Origin of the sequence: Cytophaga hutchinsonii ATCC 33406 (genome assembly GCF_000014145.1) — a bacterium.
GTDB lineage: Bacteria > Bacteroidota > Bacteroidia > Cytophagales > Cytophagaceae > Cytophaga > Cytophaga hutchinsonii.
This window is the reverse complement of record NC_008255.1, coordinates 4,383,581-4,403,672: the sequence shown is the minus strand read 5'-3', so window position 1 is coordinate 4,403,672 and position 20,092 is coordinate 4,383,581. Positions and strand designations below refer to the sequence as shown.

The window sequence follows — 20,092 nt, the reverse complement described above, 5'->3', positions numbered from 1 at the left end:
TTATTGATTGTTTGTAGCCAGGTTGTCGGCCGGGTTCATACCATTAAAAGCTGAATATCTGGGTTTGTAAATGGTTACATCTTTTGAAAAACGTGCCATGTTTTCAAACACAAACAATGGGTCATCTGCATCTTCTGTACTATCACGGTCTTCATCAAACGCCTGGTTGTAATAAATCAACTTCCATTCTCCATGGATCGTTTCAACCAGTGCAGAAAGTGTTTCTACCCAGTCACCTGAATTGAGATATTCAATACCGTTATATTCTTTAATCGCCGGCTGGTGAATGTGTCCGCAGATTACACCGTCACACTTTCTTGAGCGTGCCAGATCTGCCAGCTGCATTTCAAAATCGGATATATATGAAACTGCCGTTTTAACTTTTTGTTTTACGGCCTGTGATAAGGAATAATATGGAAGGCCACGCTTAACGCGGTAGTTATTATAGTGTTTGTTCAGCCACAATAAAAATGTATAGCCTACATCGCCCAGTTTTGCAATCCATTTTAACTGTGAAGTTACCGTATCAAATACATCTCCATGCACAACGTAATACATTTTACCTGTTGCACCCTGGTGAATGTATTCCCGGTCAATATGAATGTTGCCGAAAGATAAAGGCAGGATGGTATCTAAAAAATCATCGTGATTGCCGCGCAGGTAATATACTTTCGTTTTATTCTGTTCGGTCATTTTAATCACCCTACGGAAAAAACGCGTATGTGATTTTTTCCATTTGCCATACTTCTGCAATTGCCAGCCATCAATGATGTCTCCATTAAGCAATAACGTATCACACGTGTGGTTTTTTAAAAAATTAGATACTTCTTTCGCCTTCGAACTCGAAGTTCCTAAATGTATATCTGAAAGCACTATGGTTCTGTAATGTGTTTTCATACGCGTTTTTTTTATCTAAGAGGTATGATGCAAGCCTTGTACATCTGCATTTCTGAAGGCTTAGCAAATTAACAAAAGAGTTGTAAGCATTAGATTAGGCTTTTGTTATGCTTCTGTTAATAAAGCCTGAATTGAATAATAGTATGGTAACATTGCCGTAATCGTCAGGATATATTGAAGACGTATTTTTATACCAGTAGAAGTTTAACAAACCACACACTGTTATGTTGAAGCCCGCAAAAAAGCTATCGAACTTTTTTTATCAGGTGATTGAAAATTATCTGATCAGCAAATGGGTTGAATTCTATTCCCCATTCCGAATAAGAAGTTCATCAAGCCTGTAACGAATGAAAATACTGTACGCCATACAAGGCACGGGAAATGGCCATTTGAGCCGTTCAATGGACATCGTTCCTTTATTACAAAAAAAAGGTGATGTCGATATTTTAGTAAGCGGTGTTCAGGGAGACCTTGCACTACCTTTTCCGGTAAAATATCAGTTTAAGGGATTAAGTTTTATTTTCGGCAAAAAAGGAGGTGTTGACATGTTCAAGACCTTTATGAAATTAAAATCGAAACGCCTTTACAACGAAATAAAACAATTACCCATTCACGAATACGATCTGGTGATCAATGATTTTGAACCCGTAAGTGCCTGGGCATGTTATGGCGCAGACAAGCCCTGCATTTCCTTAAGTCACCAGGCTGCTGTATTAAATGCAAAATCTCCAAAGCCTTCAAATTTTGATCTTCTTGGCCAGACAATTCTGCGGTATTATGCGCCTACCACACACCAGTATGGGTTTCATTTTGAACGCTACGATAAAAATATTTTTACGCCTGTTATCCGCCAGCAGATACGCGCGGCACACATTGAAAACCTTGGTCACTACACCGTCTATCTGCCTTCTTATGACGATGAACGCTTAATAAAAAGTTTATCCCGGTTTAAACATATTCAATGGCAGGTATTTTCAAAACACAATACCACACCTGTTACTGAAAAAAATGTGCACATTCTTCCTATCCAGAATGAACTGTTCATTAAAAGTATGTCAACCGCTGAAGGCGTTATCTGCGGTGCAGGTTTTGAAACACCTGCCGAAGCTCTGTTTATGGGGAAAAAACTGTTAGTCATTCCAATGAAAGGGCAGTACGAACAACATTGCAATGCAGCCGCATTGGCAGAGATGGGCGTGCCTGTTATTAAAAGTTTGAAAAAGAAACACTACGCCGTAATAGAACAGTGGCTCGAAAACGATTCACGCATTGAAGTGGATTATCCCGATATCACCGAACGTATTATTGAACAGATCTTCACAAAATTCAATCCCGCGGCAAGTATATTAGACATTGCACAGAAATGGGAAAAAGAGCTTGACCTTTAACTATGATACTTTCTGAGCCTAAAGCATCTTTAGAAAAAGATGCTTCGACTTTATATGCGTATAAAAAACAACTGGATGCTTCTTTCGTTTGGGGCGTATCTGCCTCAGCGTATCAAACAGAAGGAGCCTATAACATAGATGGTAAAGGTCCTTCCATATGGGATACCTTTACAAATGAAAATAAAAATAAGATCAAGGACAGAAAAAACGCAAACATTGCCTGCGATTTTTATTCCCGTTATGAAGATGATCTGAAACTCATGCAATCGCTGGGCATCAATCATTTTCGTTTTTCAATTTCCTGGTCGCGCATCCTGCCTTCGGGCACGGGTGAGATTAATCCGGCAGGCATTGCTTTTTACGATCGTTTAATTGATACCTGTCTGCGTTACGGCATCACACCCTGGGTAACCCTTTATCACTGGGACTTACCGCAGGCGCTGGAAAAGCGTGGCGGCTGGACGAACAGAGAAGTTGTAAACTGGTTTACCGGATATGTTGCCATATGCGTCAAACACTTTGGTGACCGCGTGCAGCACTGGATGGTAATGAATGAACCGATGGTGTTTGTTGGTGCAGGTTATTTTTTAGGCTTACATGCACCCGGCCGCAGAGGCATGAAAAATTTTCTTCCCGCTATCCACCATGCCGTATTAAGTATGTGCGAAGGTGCACGTGCTATCAAATCCATTTATCCCAATGCTACAGTAGGTACTACATTTTCCTGCTCACACATTGAGCCTTACCGCAATATTGAGAAAGATCACCTGGCTGCGTATAAAGTAGATGCGCTGTTAAACCGTATGTTCATTGAACCAACGCTTGGTATGGGCTATCCGATTGATACCTTAAAACCCCTGCAGAATATTCATCAGTATATTCTGCCCGGCGATGAGTATAAGATGAAATATGATTTTGATTTTATTGGTGTTCAGAATTATACACGTGAATTTGTAAAACATTCCTGGTTTACGCCTTACCTGAATGCGCGCCTTATCACGGCCCCAAACCGGAAGGTGCCGCATACCTTAATGAACTGGGAAGTTTATCCGGAATCTATTTATCATATGATCAGAAAATTTGATGCGTATCCTGGCATTAAAAAAATCCTGATCACAGAGAATGGCGCTGCCTTTGAAGACACACATCACGAGAGTCTAATATCCGATCATTTACGGACCACGTATTTGCAGGATCATATTGAACAGGTTTTACGTGCGCGGGCCGAAGGCTCAAAAGTTGATGGGTATTTTGTCTGGACCTGGACAGATAATTTTGAATGGGCGGAAGGCTATCATCCGCGCTTTGGCTTGATATACACCGACTTTAAAAATCAAAACAGAATTGTAAAAGAATCAGGTCTCTGGTATGGTTCTTTTATTCGGGAATAATAGCTTCTTAATGAAGCATATCCTGAACACAAACAAGCTTAAACCTTTGTTAACACTATTTTGAAAATAGCCGTTAATATTGGTAAAAACGCAGATTTTTTAAGTTTTAATGTGTGGGATTATTAAAATATAGGTTAACTTCGTAAGGGTATCCTCCTTTTATTACAGATGGGGAAACCTCCAATAAAATTCATTCCTACCTTTTGCAAATTGCTATGTTACGATTAGATAAGACAGCCATTCAAACAGATGTTCACAAACTTTTTTATGGCTCTTCTTCAGGAAAGCTATGGGAAGGTTCCGAATGGCTTGAAACCAATGGTTTGGGCGGATGGGCCGGGAGTTCATTAAGCGGCTGTAATACCCGGAGATATCACGGTATCCTGGTTGCTGCTACCAAACCACCTACTGAGCGTACCGTATTGGTTAATAAATTAGATGAGATCATTGTTTTAAATGACGAATGGTTTCACTTAAGCACCAACAAATACAGAGAATCGCTTTCTCCTCAGGGCTATGTACACATGGCTGAATTTAAAAAAGAATTTTTTCCTGAATTTACGTTTGAAGTAAACGGTGTTGTGATCCGCAAAACAGTTGTTATGCTGCATGGCGAAAATACAACCGTAATCATTTACAATGTACTTCAGGCGCCCACAACATTTACATTTAAATTACTTCCTCTTATTTCCGGCAGAGATTATCATTCCCTTCATAAAGCAAATGATGTGTTTGATCCTGCCTGCACGTTTGAGAACGGCGTATTCAGGACACAACCTTATCCAACTTCACCGGAAATATTTATTTCCATACCCAATGCGTCGTTACGCAACGACCCGAACTGGTTCTATCAGTTTGATTATGCGGTTGACCGTTACAGAGGTTTAGAATGTGAAGAAGATCTGTTCAATCACGGTACCTTCTCCCTGTCACTTAATGCCGGCGATTCATTTGGTGTTATTCTTTCAACGAACGATCCTGCAGGCAGAAATGCTTTTGACTTATATGAGCAGGAAAGAGTGCGCAGAATGGGGCTTCTTAACGGCAGGACAGTTAATTCAACGATTGAACAATTAACGTTATCTGCCAATCAATTTGTCGTGCAGCGTTCTGAATCGTTAAAAACTGTAATAGCCGGTTACCACTGGTTTACAGATTGGGGCAGAGATACAATGATTGCATTGCCTGGGCTGTGTTTAACCACCGGCCGCTTTGATGATGCAAAAAGAATTATAAAAGCATTTGCAGAAAGCGTTCAGAATGGGATGGTGCCAAACCGTTTTAAAGATGGCGATGAAGCGCCGGAATACAACAACGTTGATGGTACGCTATGGTTCTTTGTAGCAGTATACCGTTACCTGCAAACTACTCAGGACCGCAACTTTGTTCTGAATGAGATTCTTCCTGTTTTAAAAGATATTGTTGATCATCATTTCAAAGGAACATTATACAACATTAAAGTTGCTGAAGATGGCCTGTTATTCGCGGGAGAAACCGGCCAGCAATTAACCTGGATGGATGCCAAGGTTGGCGACTGGGTTGTTACGCCACGTATGGGTAAGCCCGTTGAGATCCAGGCATTATGGTATAATACGTTAAAAATATTCGCGTATTTATTAGATACCAATAATCAGGCACACGATGCTGTGGCTATTGAAGCATCGGCACAGAAAGTAAAAGACGCGTTCTTGTCGCGCTTCTGGAACCAGGATGGCAATTATTTGTATGACCTGATTGATGAAAACGATCAGCCAAATCCATCTATCCGGCCGAATCAGCTTTTCGCTATCAGCCTTCCGTTCCAGCTTCTTGAAGCTGACAAGGCTCAGGCTGTTTTCTATTGTGTGGAAGAGCACTTATATACGCCTGTTGGTTTGCGGAGCTTAAGTCCGCACGACCATAATTATTATGGTATTTATCAGGGCGACTGGAGAAGGCGTGATGCATCGTATCACCAGGGAACTGTTTGGAGCTGGCTGCTTGGGCCATACGTTGATGTAATGATGCGTGTAAGCGGCGATCATGCACACCGTTTAAGCCAGAAAGTAATTTATAATTTTGCTTATCACCTGGAAGAAAGCTGCATCGGCAGTGTTTCTGAAATCTTTGACGGAGACGCGCCGCACTACCCGCGCGGCTGTGTAGCTCAAGCCTGGGGTGTTGCAGAAGTATTAAGGGTTATTGAAGAATACAATTTATAAGTAATAGGTTTTAGGTAATACGCTTTAAGATAGTAGTACATATGAAAGCACCCGTGAAACACGGGTGCTTTTTTTATATAATCCCTTATCAAACGTTGTTGAGGTTAAAAGATCGGCTCCGTTTGATAAGGGATCGATCACCCCGGTGCGCCAAGCCGGTGTAAAATAAGATACACTGCGCTTAATTGCCCTTACATACATGTGACCGGGCGTTTGAGAAAACGGTTTTAATTTGAACTACATTGAATAATAAGTAGTATTTTTAATCAACCGTATTTCTAATCATTACCGCATTGACTGCTCAGGAAAACAAATCAGAGAAATTACTTTTTACAGGTATTGTAGTGAGCATGTTTTTCTGGGGCTTAAGCTGGCCTTCCGGTAAAGTGGCGGCTTCTTATGGCTCTCCTGTTACTATTGTTCTGATCCGGTATATCGTTGTATTCGCAGGCTTCTTACCTGTATTCTTTTTTATGAAGGCACCGCTGACCATTCATAGAAAAGGCATTCCTTCATTACTGGCAGCCGGATTGTTATTGTCTGCTTACACCTATTTGTTTTTTTACGGATTGAAAAATGGCTTGGCCGGAGCAGGCGGTGTATTGGTTACAACGATGAATCCGATCATGGCTTATAGTATCGGATTGGTATTGAATAGAAAAAAGCCGTCACGGAATGAAACGATCGGATTGGTGCTGGGTTTAGTTGCCGGTGCAACCTTATTGAAAATATGGGGTAGTCTGGATGAACTCTTTGCATCCGGCAATATCTATTTTTTGCTGGCTGCCTTTGTATGGGCAGTGATGAGCCGGATCACGTCGAAAGCATCTACTTATGGCTCTTCTATGAGCTTCAGTTTATGGATGTACCTGGCAACAGTTTTAATTATGATTCCGTTTGTAAACCTTACAGACTTGAATAATATACTTCATAACGCGGATCAGTATTTCTGGTGGAACATTTTATTCAGCGGTATCTTTGCAACATCACTTGCTACGAGCTATTATTTTTACGCTACAACAACTCTCGGTCCGGAGAAAGCAAGCAGTTTTATTTTTTTAGTACCGGTTTCTGCAGCGGTGTCTTCTTGGGTATTCCTAAACGAAACATTATTGCTGCATACTATTATTGGCGGCGTGTTAGGCATTGCGGCAGTATATATGATCAATAGAAAAAAAGAAATTATGTGATGCGGGCATTTGTGCTTGATATACTGAAAACAATTATTATCTATACCCTTCTCTGTATAGCAACCTTTCTTATGTCACTAACGATTCTGCAATACAGCAGCTTCGATGAACACGTGGCTTTTCTGCAATACAAACAGGAATACATGCACATTGTCCGCTGGAAAATTGCTTTTTATATTCATGTCTTCACAAGTATTTTTTGTCTGATTGCAGGTTTTACACAATTCTCAAAACATCTACAGACAGGCTATCCCGCTATTCACAGGTTCATCGGTAAGGTGTATGTATTCAACATACTTGTAATCAATTTTCCTGCAGCACTTATTATGGCTTATTACGCAAACGGAGGCTTTCCAACTAAAACAGCTTTTATGATACTGGATTGCCTTTGGTTCTGGTTTACGCTGAAAGCATTTCTTGATATTAAAAATAAAAATTTCAGGAGCCATGAAAACTATATGATCCGTAGTTATGCACTTACTTTTTCTGCCATTACGTTACGCAGCTGGAAAATGATTTTAAGTGCTGCCACGACCATAGATCCGGATTCGCTTTATATGATCAATGCCTGGCTTGGCTTTGTACCCAACCTGCTTTTAGCGGAATATTATATCCGGATGAAAAAAAACTTTATATTATCTTCTGCTGAATCCGTCTCCAAAAACGATCCAGGCAAATAGTAAAGCCACCCAGATAAGTACACAGCTGACAACAAAGCTCATTACCGCAAAGAAAACTGCATATTGCTTTCCTCTGCTACGTAGTGCTTTATATGCTTTCCAGGAAATTAAAAAAGAACTTATAAGTATTACAGCAAGTCCAATCAAAGGTGTTAATTCCATATGCATTTATTTATAAATCCGTACTGATTTTTTATCTACTCATACATTTTTTTACTGTCCGGTTGATCATCTTCTGCTGAATCCGCCGGTCAACTCAGCCCAAACAAATAAAACAATAACACCTAAGCCGATTAAGCTTACAACAAAAGCTATAATTGAGGCGAGTGCAGCTAACTTATTTCCTCTGCTGTTTAGTGTTGCATATACATTAAACGAAATATAAAAAGCGCTTATTAACACCGCTATAAACCCTATAAAAAAAACAATTATGGCCATATGTATTTATTTAGAAAGTAACGAAACAAAATATTTTTTCATTGCATCAAACGTACGTGCAGATACACGATTATACGTTTCCGGATCTTCTTCCACATACTGATCGTTCCACGAACCCATACCGCCAAAGTGATCCGCATTATTAACTGCAAACAAACCAAGAATGGTTTCCGTATCGAATTTCATTTTATGCCATTCTTCCAGATAGAGAAAATTATTTACCAATATCTGAATCGCACGTTCTGAGAATCCTTTTGCCTCCAGATCTTTTGAAATGATTTCAAGATGGGGCGGATCATAATTGCCGGCCGGGACAGCTGCGCTTAAAAAGTACCCAGCAAACCGGAAAGCTTCCTGGTAAGAAGACTGGATTTTTTTAGCAAACCCTTCAATTTCTGAAAGCGCCTGCGCAAATTCCTGCTTTGCTTTTTTCAAATCAATTTCAGGTTCTAATAAAGTAGTAATGTCTACCGGTTCAAAATAACAGATCTCCCAGGGCTTTTCATTCGATTTCAAATACCATCTGTCTTTTACATTGCCGCGTGCAAGTGCTTTGTCGTATTCCTTTTTATCCGGACCAAAAACATCTTTTAATGCTTCAGGGATCGCAGGGCGTACATGATGTTGTTCACTTAGTGTACGTATTGCAACACATATTATGTTGGCAATACCATTTTGATTGAGCGCTTCTGTTGTTTGACTTTTAATATATGCTTCAAATTCTGAAGCAGCTAATACGGGTATGCCTTCCCGCGGATACTCTTTTAATTCTTTCTCACACTGCGCCCAGATATCTGCAGCAAATGGCTGTCCCTGCACAAGCATCAGTAACTCTTCTGCTGAACATGCTTTCAGTGTATATAGAAACGCAATCTCTCTATCAGCACCATCATAAAATGAAAAATCCGATTGATAAAACAAGTGCTGCAGGTGTTGCGGAAAAATAAATGGCGATTGTGTTACCACACATTCAATCTGCATTTCTTCCGATAATTTTGATGCAAGAAAATTAAATTCTTCTTTACCTTCCCGGCTATTCAGATATTCTTTTACAACACTTTTATCTACAGTTTTGCGGCCATTCAGTTCATTCGATTCTGTTATCAGTTCCGCAACCAGTTGCCACAATGCCGCACTGTTGGTTTGCGCATCCGTTAATTCCGTGAATAATTCTGTAGTAATTGCGTACTGCGGAGAATAAATTGATCTTATCACATAGCAGTGTGCCGTTTTTTCAGTGATTACTTCAAACAGATATTCCTGTGCACCGGCAAAGGCTGCGGCAATATGCGCGGGAAGTTTTTCAGCTTCCTGTGCCGAAGAACGTAGCACACATTTTTTAACTTTTTCAACACGAAGTGCTTTTACCCAATCGGTAAATGAACCATCTTTCCCATTTTCCAAACCTGCTGCCAGTACAACAAATCCTGGCTTCTGCATTTCTTTTAATTCAAAAATGGCACTGAAATATTCTATTAATCCTGCTGTAATTTCTTCCGGTGCTTCTAAAATTCCTTTTGTAATGGTAAGAATGTAATCCGTACGATTCATGTTGGCTATAACTGGTTAGAACGTTTTATTCTACGGATTAACCGCAATGGGGGTTATGAAAACATATACGCTCAGTACGCTTTTCAACCTTCGTACATTTTCAATCTGTTTCTTGTACCTTTTAACTCCTGTTGCAACGCTTCAATTTTATTCAATAAATTAAATACAACATCAATTCCTTCAATATTAACATCCAGATCATGGTGCATGCGGATCATTTTTTCAATGCTTCCAATCTGATCCATATGAATATAACCAATCTCTTCAACCGTATTTATTTCAATCAGTCCAATTTCCCCTAATCCATTTAAAAAGGAAACTTCTACCTGATAGTATGTGCAGATTTTGTGTACCGGAATAAAGTTTTCTATATTCATGCGTTCCTGAGTTTAGAGAGTTCCGTGAATAATTCTTTTTCTTTTTCAGTAAGATTGGTTGGAAGGGAAATGTTATATGTGATGTACAGATCTCCGAACACACCTTCTTTTTTATATACCGGCAATCCCTTGCCTTTGAGTTTTACTTTGGTTCCGTTTTGTGTTTCGGGAGCAACTTTTAATTTTGCCTTTCCATCAAACGTATCTACGATCAGGTCCCCGCCTAATAGTGCCTTATATAAATCCAGTTCTACCGTGTTATGCAAGTCGTTGTTGTCTATTTTAAATTTTGTGTTATTCGTAACAGATATTTCAATCTGTAAATCGCCTTTCGGGCCGCCATTTAAACCGTCACCACCGTAGCCCGCAATTTTGATTGTTTGTCCGTCCTTAATCCCCGCAGGAATTGTAATGCGGATGTTTTTACCGTTTACATTCAGCTCTCTTTTATGGGTAACAAAAACTTCTTTAAGATCTAACTGTAGTTCTGCAAACAGGTCTGCCCCTTTAAATTTTGTGCCGCCCCGGCCACCTCTTGCTCCACCTGCTCCAAACATCGATCCGAAGAAGTCTGAAAAATCGCCGTCAAACGGATTGCCGCCTCCGCCCTGATTCGGAGGGCGCTGATAACGCTGCTGATCAGCATTCGCATAGGCATTTCCCTGTTTCCAGTTCTCGCCATAGGCATCATACTTTTTCCGGTTTTCTGCATTGCTTAATACTTCATTCGCTTCATTAACTTCCTTGAATTTTTGTTCGGCCACTTTATCATTGGGATTCAAATCCGGATGGTATTTGCGGGCCATCTTCCGATAGGCTTTTTTAATATCGGCTTCTGTAGCATTTTTTTCAATGCCCAAAATTTTATAATAATCCATACACGTTATTAGAGACTTTTAATTCCTATAAGTTCATCATTTTGTTTTATTAAATCAAGTGGGTTTAAATGAGAATAAAAAAGTCCCGGCAACAACCTGCTGCCGGGACTTTAACTTAATACAAAATGTATTGTTTACTGTTTGAAAAGGCGTTTATTTTATTTTCACCACGCGAATATTTTCTGTTGTGTTATCTGTATACACAACAGAAAGCATATAAATTCCTGTAAGCAGATCATTGCCAAATTCAACCGTTCCTTCCGCACCAGACAGTTGTTTTACAGCCGTACCTTTTGAATCCATTATCGTGATCAACGCCGATGGCTTTTTCAACGTTATTGTAAAGCTTTCAACAGATGGGTTTGGCGAAACTACTGTTGTGGTTTGTTCTGTTTCATCTACTCTGAACGCATTAATGTTTGATGGACAAGCAGAAAGATTTTTACAGAATTGTTTGTACCACGGAGCAGCACTATAGTTTACACCTACACACAACTGACCACCGGAGAACGCCGAACCATATGTCATTACTGCGTTATAAGGCTGATTCACAACAGGTGTTAAGGATTGCTTGTTTCCTGTATACCACCAGTTATATCCGGTAGCATTTGTACGGTTAGAGGCATTCAGGCTATATGTAGCCGTGCCGCCATTCTGTCCGCATGCATTTCCGATAATATCTTCCAGTGAAGCACCTGGCTGTACTGTTATTGTTACAGATGTAGTAGCGGTTGCACCTCCATTATCTGTAGCTTTAGCAATTATTGTATAGGTACCTGCTGCAACATTTTGCCAGTAGAAGCTATATGGTATTGAAGTAACTGTTCCTAATAATGTTGTTCCGTTGAAAAATTCTACCTTTGCAATACTTCCATCTGCGTCACTTGCATTGGCAACAATTACAAACGATGCCGGAGCAGTAAGTGTTGATGTGCTTTTAGGATTTGTAATTTGAACAACAGGAAGTTTATTTCCTGTATCTCCACCCATATAATCAAAGCTTATAACATCACCCAGTACAGATACATTTGTAATGCCATAAAAAGCAGGTAAGCCTCCCGGTGTTCCGTCTGTAAGAAAACATGCCGGATTGGTATAATCATCGAAACGTGTCCTGCTGTTTGTTTGAGAAAAGGCTGCCTGATACAAACTTCCATTTACACTGTTTGTTCCATCCGGTCTGAAGATATATAATTCTTCCGGACCATTATTTGCATTCCCTTCAATATTCGGATTGACTCTATAGATGATTAAACCTTCCTGTCCGCTTAGTGCGGATTCATAGCGGCCTTCTTTTTTTCTGTATTCTAACATTAAGAACTGATCTGTATCAGGCAGGTTGATTCTGTAAGCTGCATAAGGAGAACGTGACAACGGAGCCAGGCTATATCTTCCTGCTGCAGTAAGTGTTGGTACGCTGGCGACCCAATGCGCATAACGTTGTTTAAAATGTACGGTCATATGTCTTGGTGTATTCCAGTCGCCGCTTGCCATTAAATCCCAATCACCCACCGGATCATGCGGATAATCGGTATAATGGTATAGATCCGGTGCGCCAAAAGAATGGAACAATTCGTGACAGATCACACCAACGCCTAATGCTTCTGTAAAAATAACATTATAGTCGTATGCTCTTTTCCCATTAATGGAAACTGTTTCAGAGAACAATGACCAACGGTGCGGCCATAACAGATCTGACCAGCCTTCATTGTATCCATTGATTACAAAAACAATATTGTCTATGTTTCCATCATTATCCCCATCGATCAATAAGTTTGCCGGCACCTGATTTTGCACAGCTCTTACTGCATTTGCCAATAAGGTATGCTCGCGTGTTGTTAAATCCGGACTTGTATTGTTGTACCCATCCGGCGCATCTTTTGTATAATAACTTCTTGGATGAGAATCGTGATACGAGATCGGATATGTTCCTGAAGAAACCGGATAAAAACTTGTTACCACATCCAGCTGACTGTTTGAAACTTCTTTGTAAAAATCACGCACAGAATTTATTCCTAATGTATTAAATTTTGGTGTAATCTGCGAAAGCGGCGTTGAAATTTCTGCCTGATCGCTGAAGCTGATAAATATAACAAGGTTGTTATAGATACCTGTAGCCGGGCGTACAGGAGCTGCTGCAGCAGTTCTCAGGTTTGACTGAGGAATTGCTTTTTGAGCTTTCAGTTCCTGTGTCTTTTTAGCTACTTCGGTTTCACTCAGATTGACACCCGGTAAAATACCTTTTGAAGCCGGATCGGTTTTGCCAGCAATAAATGCTGACGGTGCTAATTTTCCATTCACTAAAATTGCATACACATAATATCCCGTAACAGGATTTTTTATAATAGTGAAATTTTTTGCGTCGTGAAGCCAGTTGTGAAATTCATTACCCGTTGCCAGACACGTTAACTCTGTTCCATCAGGTTGCTTTACTTTAACAGGTACATCCTTCATGTAAGATGCCTGCACAGAGAGGGAGAATACGAACATGAAAATAATGCAGGTAAGCGAAACACTCCTCATTTTAGATATTAGTTTTTTCATAATGTAAAATGCTTAAGTTGAAATTTAATACTGCTGTAAAAACGATTGAAAAGATTGTTATTAAAAAGAATACAATACCGGTAGACATATCGTTTTAATACTAAACAGATTGTGTTACAATAACAAATGTCTGTTTTTGATTATTGAATGCATTAAAACGATTCTTTATAAGATTATATATTTTGCTAAAAGAGATTTCATTAGTTAACAAAGGATAAATCTTACGGTGCAGATGGTTTGTAACCGTCAAAGAAAAACATTTCTGACTGTGTTACGTGAAATGCTGGTTTTTCATTTTCTAACTGGGTTTGGTTTAAACTGAATGTAATAATCCTGAGATTGAACGTACGCTTTGTCGAACTTTCTAAACAAAAATATTTAATCGTACACGTATAAAAATGTATAATGATTGAATGGTTGCATTGAAAGGATAACCGGCGTCAAACAACTTATTTAATGGCTGAGCAAATAATAAAAAGTCCGGATAACAGTTGTTATCCGGACTTTAAAAACCATTCCAGCTACGTAATGATTTTTGTTATCTGTTATTGCGTTATAAAAATCAGATCTTCACAACGCGAATAATTTCTGTTGTATTATCTATGTATATAATTGAATTGTATAAATACCTGTAAGAAATTCATCCCAAATTCAAGAGAGCATTCCGAATTTGACCAGCTGCTTTACTACAGCACCTTTGGAGTCCAGACAGCAATACGTGTTGTTGGGTTTTTTAACGTAACATTAAAATCTCCGGAAGAAGGATTTGATGAAATTGTTGCTTAATCAGTCTGTTCCCCTGCATTATTTAATAATTGTCCGGAACGTAAGATTCACACGCGGCAAAAGTACTTTTTTAGTTTTAGGCAGGCAATGCAGCCAATTGGTTTGTGTTGCGCCTTTCATTACCAGCAAACTTCCGTGTTGCAACATTTGAATAACTGTATCGCCGGTTGTTTTATGTTTTAAAGAAAATTTCCGTTCAGCACCAAAACTTAGCGATGCAATACAGGTATTTAAGCCCAATGATTTTTCATCGTCGCTATGCCAGGCCATTCCTTCCTCTCCAGTATGATACAAATTCAACAAGCAGGAATTAAATGTGTCGCCGGTTAGTTTTTCAACTAACTGCTTCAGTTCAAGCAATTCTTTTGTCCATATCAATGCCTGTTTGGTTGTATTTGAATAGGTATAAGAAAAAGCACGATCTCCGTACCACGCAACTTTACGTTTGGTGATAATATGTTTGCCATAAATAATAGCTTCATCATTTTTCCATTCAATATCCTGCAGTAATGTATTTAAATAGTGATCGGCCGTATCACGCTTCATAACCGGACCATAATACTGAACAATGCCATCAAAGGGCAAGAGATTTGCCGTCGGGTCTTGATTAAAAAGGTCCATTATTTCGTGCCCTCAATTTTAGCTGCTTCCCAACCTATTATGGCAGTCTTTCTTGTTGGCCCCCACATATACCCTCCAATATTTCCGCTTGTCTGTATCACCCGGTGACACGGAATTAAAAACGCGATCGGATTACTGCCAATTGCTGTCCCTACGGCTCTGGAAGCTGAAGGCTTATAAATTTTTGAAGCAATATCTCCATAGGTTGTTAATGTACCCACAGGAATTTTTAATAATGCTTCCCAGACTTTTAATTGAAAATCTGTTCCTTTCAAATGCAGTTTTATCTGTTTCAGCTTCGACCAATCCATTGAAAAAATACGCAGCGCATTTTCATGCATTTCATTTACAGCATGTGTATAGCTGGCATTTGAAAAAACAGACTGCAGACGCGTAAGTCCGTCCTGTTCACTTTCAATAAATGTTAACTGACAGATTCCACTAGATGTAGAAGCTACCAGTATTTTTCCGAACGGTGTATCTGAAAAACTATACTGAATAGAAAGATTTTCACCGCTGTTTTTATATTCGCCCGGCGTCATACCTTCTATTTTTATGAACAAGTCATGCAGCCTGCTTGTACTAGACAAACCAACAGTATCTGCAATATCAAACAACGTTGGCTGCGACTGATTTAATAATTCTTTTGCATGCTGAATGCTTATATATTGTAAAAATTTTTTCGGACTTATACCTGCCCATTCTGTAAATATCCGTTGAAAATGAAACGGACTTAAATGAACTTTCTCTGCAACTTCATCAAGACCCGGCTGTTCTTTATAGTGCGCCCGGATGTATTCAATCGCTTCTGCTATACGGCTGTAATTGGTCTGTTCCTGTTCGTTCATTCTACTGATACTTTACACACAAAAGTATTCAGTTTTTAACGATAATAAAATCTGAAACTTGCTGACATTTTTATTAGCCGCTACGAAGCGGCGGAGCGGCTAATTTTCATTATCTATGCAGGGATGTTTTCCGCAAGCATCTCATTTCCGCTTTTATCATAATATATACAGGTCATGTTGTGCATATCAACAATCCATGTTTCAACACCTGCAGCTGCTGCCTGTTCACAAAATGTCATGTAATTCGTGCCGCCCTGCTGGTGTATCCCCAGATCCTGTTTTAGTTTTGCTTTGTCTGCCTTCTCAGCGATAGTAAATGCCGGATATTTTGCTTCTGACTGAATGGTAACATTATCCGTTCCGGAATAAATTGTATGCCCGTCGCTTACAAACTGCGTATATTGCTTCAGGCCTAAGCCTATAAGTTCCTGAATATATGAAGGAAAATCTGCGCCGCTTTTTACTTTGGCATGTGCCGCTTTAATCTGTTCAAGTGTAAACATATAAGTAGTTGTTTGATATCTGATACATTTCTGATACAAATATTTGAAAAGATCTCTTGCCCGAATTGTAAAAAATCGTTTTTACGAATTTTGAGAAGAAAAAAAAATCTCTGGTGTATCTCCGGTAAATTTTTTGAACTCTTTGATAAAATGTGCCTGATCGTAAAAGCCCAGTTCGTAACTTAATTCAGTAAGGGAGTTTGAATGCGTCTGCTGCTGAATAGCATGTTTTAGCCGCACAATGGAAGAAAACTTTTTAGGTGATGCGCCTACTGCCTGCCTGAATCTCTTTTCCAACGGGCTTTGACTGATGTGTAACTGCGCCATCAATTCTGTGATACGGATCATGCCTTTGCTTTTATGAATAAGTGCAAGGGCTGCCAATACTAGTTTATCCGGTTCAATACTACGGATTTTTGAAAGTAAAAACCGTTCTACAACGGAGATCCGCTCAAGGTCTGTTTTCGATTCACCCAGCTGTGCTTCCAGAATCAACAATTCGGATTGAAACATAAAGTTATCCAGTGAAATACTTTCCCTGAATAATTCATGCAACGGCTGTTTGAAAAAATGCGCTGCTCCGGTTTCTGTAAAGAAAACCAGCACGGTACCAATACCCGCCGAGTTTTTAAATATTTTATAGTGATCACTCAGTCCGCTTACACCCGAACGTGCCAGCGGCAATTCATTTGACCCATCTAGATACGCCAGTTTTCCTTTGTATTGAAAACCTAAAACAAGGGCTGTATCCGGAATTACTTTATAAACCTGTTCGTGTTCATTTTCTGAAATAGCCAGACTTTTAACAAATGGCTTTAATGCATCACAAGGTATGTATACTGAAAATCCAGCCATTGATTATGTATCCGATAACGTAACTATAGTATGATTAAATATATAAATCAAAACGGTTTCCCGTGCGTAAGTCCAATAATTTTTTGAGTAAGCCCCGGAAGTTTATCCAGTGTTTTCAAAACAAGATGTGTTGTGTTTTTTTTGCCAAACAGGTGTTGAAGATAATATCCTGTTTGTATGCGTGTATTAAACTGTTTATTCCATTCATGCTGATATGCGGCAATCAGCGGTTTTTTACGGCTGTTTGTTTTATAAAAGGAAATCAACAGTTGCGCCAGAATAAATGATCCGCGTAAGCCCATGCTCATGCCGTTTCCGCAGAGCGGTGTTATCGAACCGGCAGCATCACCTACTAAGAAAATGCCGTTTACATATGTATTTTTTTTATGAAAGGTAACATTGCTGGTAACAACAGGCTGCTGAAACAAAAATTTCGATTCCGTAAAAATTTGTTTCAGGTATTTATTCCGAAACAATATAGTTTCTTCCAGGATTTTTATATCATTATCTGCCTGCTTCAATTGATCTGAAGCAGATAAATAACACAAACAATATGTATTGTTTTCAACTTTTGAAATACCGCAGTAACCGCCTTCAAAATTATGCAATTCAATTTTATTATTTGGGAAATCAGTTTTAATATGATATTTAACGCCTATGTAATTTATAACTTCCTTTTTTGAATTGGTTTCATTTTTGGCAAACGCGGGTGTATATTTTCCATAACTGCCGCAAACAATTTCTGCAGTAAATATTCCGGCAGATGTTGTGATGCATGTTATCTGATCAGCATCGTTTGTAACATGTGTTACTCTGCAATTTTCAATAACCCGGACGCCCTTTGCCTTTGCTAAAAAATACAATTGCTGATCCAGTGTAAAACGGCTTATTCCAAAGCCGCCCAATGCTAACGGTGCCTGAAGCATAAAGCCTTTTTCAGAAGAAATACCTAGTTGTTTTATATGCGGAAGATGCATTTCTGTCAGCGGCAAACCCAATGAAAGCAAAAAATTCCAGCTTTCCATTGAAATATATTCGCCGCAGACTTTATGAAACGGATACGTATTCTTTTCAAATACAATAACATCCAGACCATGGTCCGCAAGCTGAATAGCAAGGCTTAGACCTGCAACACCGCCTCCGATAACAGCACATTTATAGGGTTTGTTATTGATTTCCATAAACAATCACCTGATGGCGGAATGCCCATTTATTTTTAACCGAATACGTTGCAGCTCCTGCCTTTTTCAGAAGCGCTTCCCATTCTTTCTTTTTAAATCCGCGTGCAACAGAAAGCGGCGCATCATTTTTCACCAGATACGAATGAGAAAAAATTGCTGTCAGCCATTTGATGGAATAATATGCGATCGGATTGCGTTCAAGATCATTCACAACCAATGTTGTTTTATTTATTAAAGCAAACTGAATCAGTTCTACAAGTTGTTCTTCTGAAAGGTGATGACAAAATAAACACGCGTGAATAAAATCAATTTTTTCAATATGATTAAACGCCTGTTTATAATCATCGCAGATATACTGAATAGGCAAATCAGCTGTATTTGTTTTTGCATATTCAATACAAACCGGTTTAATATCAATGCCAACCAATGAAAGATTTTTATCCGTTCTTTTGGCCCAGTGATACATATATTTTAATGTATCACCTCCGCCACAGCCTATATCTACAAGCTTATATGCAGCAGCATTTTTAATCAGTTCATCAATGGCAGACAAGCTGATCTTATATCCGCCAAGCAATTTATTTATAGTGTCTAATTCTTTCAGATTTTGAAACAAATCCTTTTCAGGAATTGCGTCTCCATCCAGTAATTCTTTTGTATGACTCCTGAATTTAAGCATATACCAGCGTAAGCGTTTCTATACTCAATCCTGGCCCAAACGCAGCTGTCAATAGGGATTTGCCTTTTGCAGATTCTTTGTTTCCATCAAGCACCTGTTTCAATACAAAAAGGATTGTCGGGGAAGACATATTTCCGTAATTTTTTAATACATCATAAGAAGCTTCCAGCTGACCTTTATCTAATCGCAATGCCTCACAAAAGCCATCAATAATTTTTCTGCCTCCGGGATGTACGGCCCAAAAATTAATGGCATTCGCATCAACATTTATGTCTGCAAGCATCTGTTTAATATTGCCATTGATCAGGTCTGACACATACGTTGTCAAATTCATTCTAAAACCTGTTTCCGATAACTGCCAGGCCATATCATTATAGCCTTTATGTAAAAGCAAGGAGTGAAATTCATTTATTTTAACTAATTGATCCGTTGCATATGCTACCGGATCAGCCGTTACAAGTACAGCAGCACAACCATCTCCGAACAACTGATTTGAGATAATATAGTCATCCGAATAATCTTTTTGAAAATGGATCGAACATAATTCCGTGCATACAATTAGTACGTTTGCATTTCCATTTGCCTTACAGATAACATCCGCCTGCTTCAACGCAAGTATGGCGGCATTACAACCCATAAAATTAATGCTGCTTCTGTTAATGGACGGCTTCAATGCTAATGCCTGGATCAACTGTATATCCAGACCCGGTGCAAATAAACCGGTACACGTTACGGTGATCAGGTGCGTGATTGTATTTTTAATATGATCGAATTCCGGAATCTTTGATATTGTTTTAATGGAAAGCTGAAGAGCTTCTTTGTTAAAGATCTCCATACGTTTTGACAATCCGGGTTCTGGAAGTAATGAAGCATCCTTTGGAAAAAATTCAAAATCTTCCGGCTGAGCATTAAAATCCTTTAGCACCGAATACCGCTTTTCAATTCCTGTTTTAGAAGCAATAATTTTAATCTTCCGCTGAACGTCAACATCCTCTGTGGAATTTGCATAAAAGGTTGTAAACTCTTTTTGTGTATGCATATGCTCCGGCACACTCGTTTCTATCGCTGCAATATAACTCACGGT

General features: G+C 39.2%; 19 protein-coding genes. 6 read left to right on the top strand and 13 right to left on the bottom strand.

The features are described 5' to 3' along the window. The gene (locus CHU_RS18515; protein WP_011587150.1) at window positions 1-897 is read right to left on the bottom strand and encodes a UDP-2,3-diacylglucosamine diphosphatase; all 897 of its coding nucleotides are present in this window, start codon (window positions 895-897) and stop codon (window positions 1-3) included. A gap of 347 nt (window positions 898-1,244) precedes the next feature. On the opposite strand from CHU_RS18515, the gene CHU_RS18510 reads away from it, so the two are divergent. The 5 genes from CHU_RS18510 (at window position 1,245) to CHU_RS18490 (ending at window position 7,747) form a co-directional block, all read left to right on the top strand. Further along, window positions 1,245-2,285, top strand: coding sequence for a glycosyltransferase family protein (locus CHU_RS18510; RefSeq protein ID WP_011587149.1), 1,041 nt, complete (start codon window positions 1,245-1,247; stop codon window positions 2,283-2,285). Between the two features lie 2 nt (window positions 2,286-2,287). Then, on the top strand, window positions 2,288-3,676 hold the full coding sequence (locus tag CHU_RS18505) for a GH1 family beta-glucosidase (protein ID WP_011587148.1): 1,389 nt from the start codon (window positions 2,288-2,290) through the stop codon (window positions 3,674-3,676). A gap of 215 nt (window positions 3,677-3,891) precedes the next feature. Then, window positions 3,892-5,877, top strand: coding sequence for an amylo-alpha-1,6-glucosidase (locus CHU_RS18500; protein WP_011587147.1), 1,986 nt, complete (start codon window positions 3,892-3,894; stop codon window positions 5,875-5,877). Window positions 5,878-6,170: 293 nt separating this feature from the next. Further along, window positions 6,171-7,067 (top strand): DMT family transporter, encoded by an 897-nt coding sequence (locus tag CHU_RS18495; RefSeq protein WP_011587146.1) that lies wholly within the window; start codon window positions 6,171-6,173, stop codon window positions 7,065-7,067. 71 nt (window positions 7,068-7,138) lie between these two features. Next, window positions 7,139-7,747 carry a DUF2306 domain-containing protein gene (locus CHU_RS18490; protein ID WP_238379316.1) on the top strand — a complete coding sequence of 203 codons (609 nt, stop codon included), beginning with the start codon at window positions 7,139-7,141 and terminating at the stop codon, window positions 7,745-7,747. A gap of 228 nt (window positions 7,748-7,975) precedes the next feature. On the opposite strand, the gene CHU_RS18485 is transcribed toward CHU_RS18490, so the two are convergent. From CHU_RS18485 to CHU_RS18465, 5 genes are all read right to left on the bottom strand, one after another. Continuing rightward, the gene (locus tag CHU_RS18485; protein WP_011587143.1) at window positions 7,976-8,185 is read right to left on the bottom strand and encodes a hypothetical protein; all 210 of its coding nucleotides are present in this window, start codon (window positions 8,183-8,185) and stop codon (window positions 7,976-7,978) included. A 6-nt stretch (window positions 8,186-8,191) separates the two neighbouring features. After that, window positions 8,192-9,736 carry a hypothetical protein gene (locus CHU_RS18480; protein WP_041932498.1) on the bottom strand — a complete coding sequence of 515 codons (1,545 nt, stop codon included), beginning with the start codon at window positions 9,734-9,736 and terminating at the stop codon, window positions 8,192-8,194. 83 nt (window positions 9,737-9,819) lie between these two features. Beyond that, complete coding sequence (locus CHU_RS18475; RefSeq protein WP_011587141.1) at window positions 9,820-10,113, bottom strand: chaperone modulator CbpM; 294 nt, start codon at window positions 10,111-10,113, stop codon at window positions 9,820-9,822. After that, window positions 10,110-10,991 carry a DnaJ C-terminal domain-containing protein gene (locus tag CHU_RS18470; protein ID WP_011587140.1) on the bottom strand — a complete coding sequence of 294 codons (882 nt, stop codon included), beginning with the start codon at window positions 10,989-10,991 and terminating at the stop codon, window positions 10,110-10,112. The genes CHU_RS18475 and CHU_RS18470 overlap by 4 nt, the downstream gene beginning before the upstream one ends. Window positions 10,992-11,144: 153 nt before the next feature. After that, entirely contained in the window at window positions 11,145-13,535 is a 2,391-nt protein-coding gene (locus tag CHU_RS18465) for a M6 family metalloprotease domain-containing protein (RefSeq protein WP_081428671.1), read from the bottom strand. 612 nt (window positions 13,536-14,147) lie between these two features. On the opposite strand from CHU_RS18465, the gene CHU_RS19640 reads away from it, so the two are divergent. Further along, complete coding sequence (locus tag CHU_RS19640) at window positions 14,148-14,321, top strand: hypothetical protein (RefSeq protein ID WP_011587138.1); 174 nt, start codon at window positions 14,148-14,150, stop codon at window positions 14,319-14,321. 18 nt (window positions 14,322-14,339) lie between these two features. On the opposite strand, the gene CHU_RS18460 is transcribed toward CHU_RS19640, so the two are convergent. The 7 genes from CHU_RS18460 to CHU_RS18430 form a co-directional block, all read right to left on the bottom strand. Next, the gene (locus CHU_RS18460; RefSeq protein ID WP_011587137.1) at window positions 14,340-14,942 is read right to left on the bottom strand and encodes an alpha-ketoglutarate-dependent dioxygenase AlkB family protein; all 603 of its coding nucleotides are present in this window, start codon (window positions 14,940-14,942) and stop codon (window positions 14,340-14,342) included. Further along, on the bottom strand, window positions 14,942-15,790 hold the full coding sequence (locus CHU_RS18455) for a methylated-DNA--[protein]-cysteine S-methyltransferase (RefSeq protein ID WP_011587136.1): 849 nt from the start codon (window positions 15,788-15,790) through the stop codon (window positions 14,942-14,944). Before CHU_RS18455 ends, CHU_RS18460 begins: the two co-directional genes overlap by 1 nt. A 113-nt stretch (window positions 15,791-15,903) precedes the next feature. Further along, window positions 15,904-16,293 carry a DUF1398 domain-containing protein gene (locus CHU_RS18450; RefSeq protein ID WP_011587135.1) on the bottom strand — a complete coding sequence of 130 codons (390 nt, stop codon included), beginning with the start codon at window positions 16,291-16,293 and terminating at the stop codon, window positions 15,904-15,906. Window positions 16,294-16,374: 81 nt separating this feature from the next. Then, window positions 16,375-17,148 (bottom strand): helix-turn-helix domain-containing protein, encoded by a 774-nt coding sequence (locus CHU_RS18445; protein ID WP_011587134.1) that lies wholly within the window; start codon window positions 17,146-17,148, stop codon window positions 16,375-16,377. A gap of 47 nt (window positions 17,149-17,195) precedes the next feature. Then, a complete protein-coding gene (locus CHU_RS18440; protein ID WP_011587133.1) occupies window positions 17,196-18,329 on the bottom strand; it encodes an NAD(P)/FAD-dependent oxidoreductase in 1,134 nt (377 codons plus the stop codon). Further along, window positions 18,316-19,008: a methyltransferase domain-containing protein gene (locus tag CHU_RS18435; protein WP_011587132.1), complete on the bottom strand. Its 693-nt coding sequence runs from the start codon at window positions 19,006-19,008 to the stop codon at window positions 18,316-18,318. The genes CHU_RS18440 and CHU_RS18435 overlap by 14 nt, the downstream gene beginning before the upstream one ends. Continuing rightward, window positions 19,001-20,089, bottom strand: a complete 1,089-nt coding sequence (locus CHU_RS18430; protein WP_011587131.1) for a type III polyketide synthase — start codon at window positions 20,087-20,089, stop codon at window positions 19,001-19,003. Before CHU_RS18430 ends, CHU_RS18435 begins: the two co-directional genes overlap by 8 nt. Window positions 20,090-20,092 lie beyond the last annotated feature (3 nt).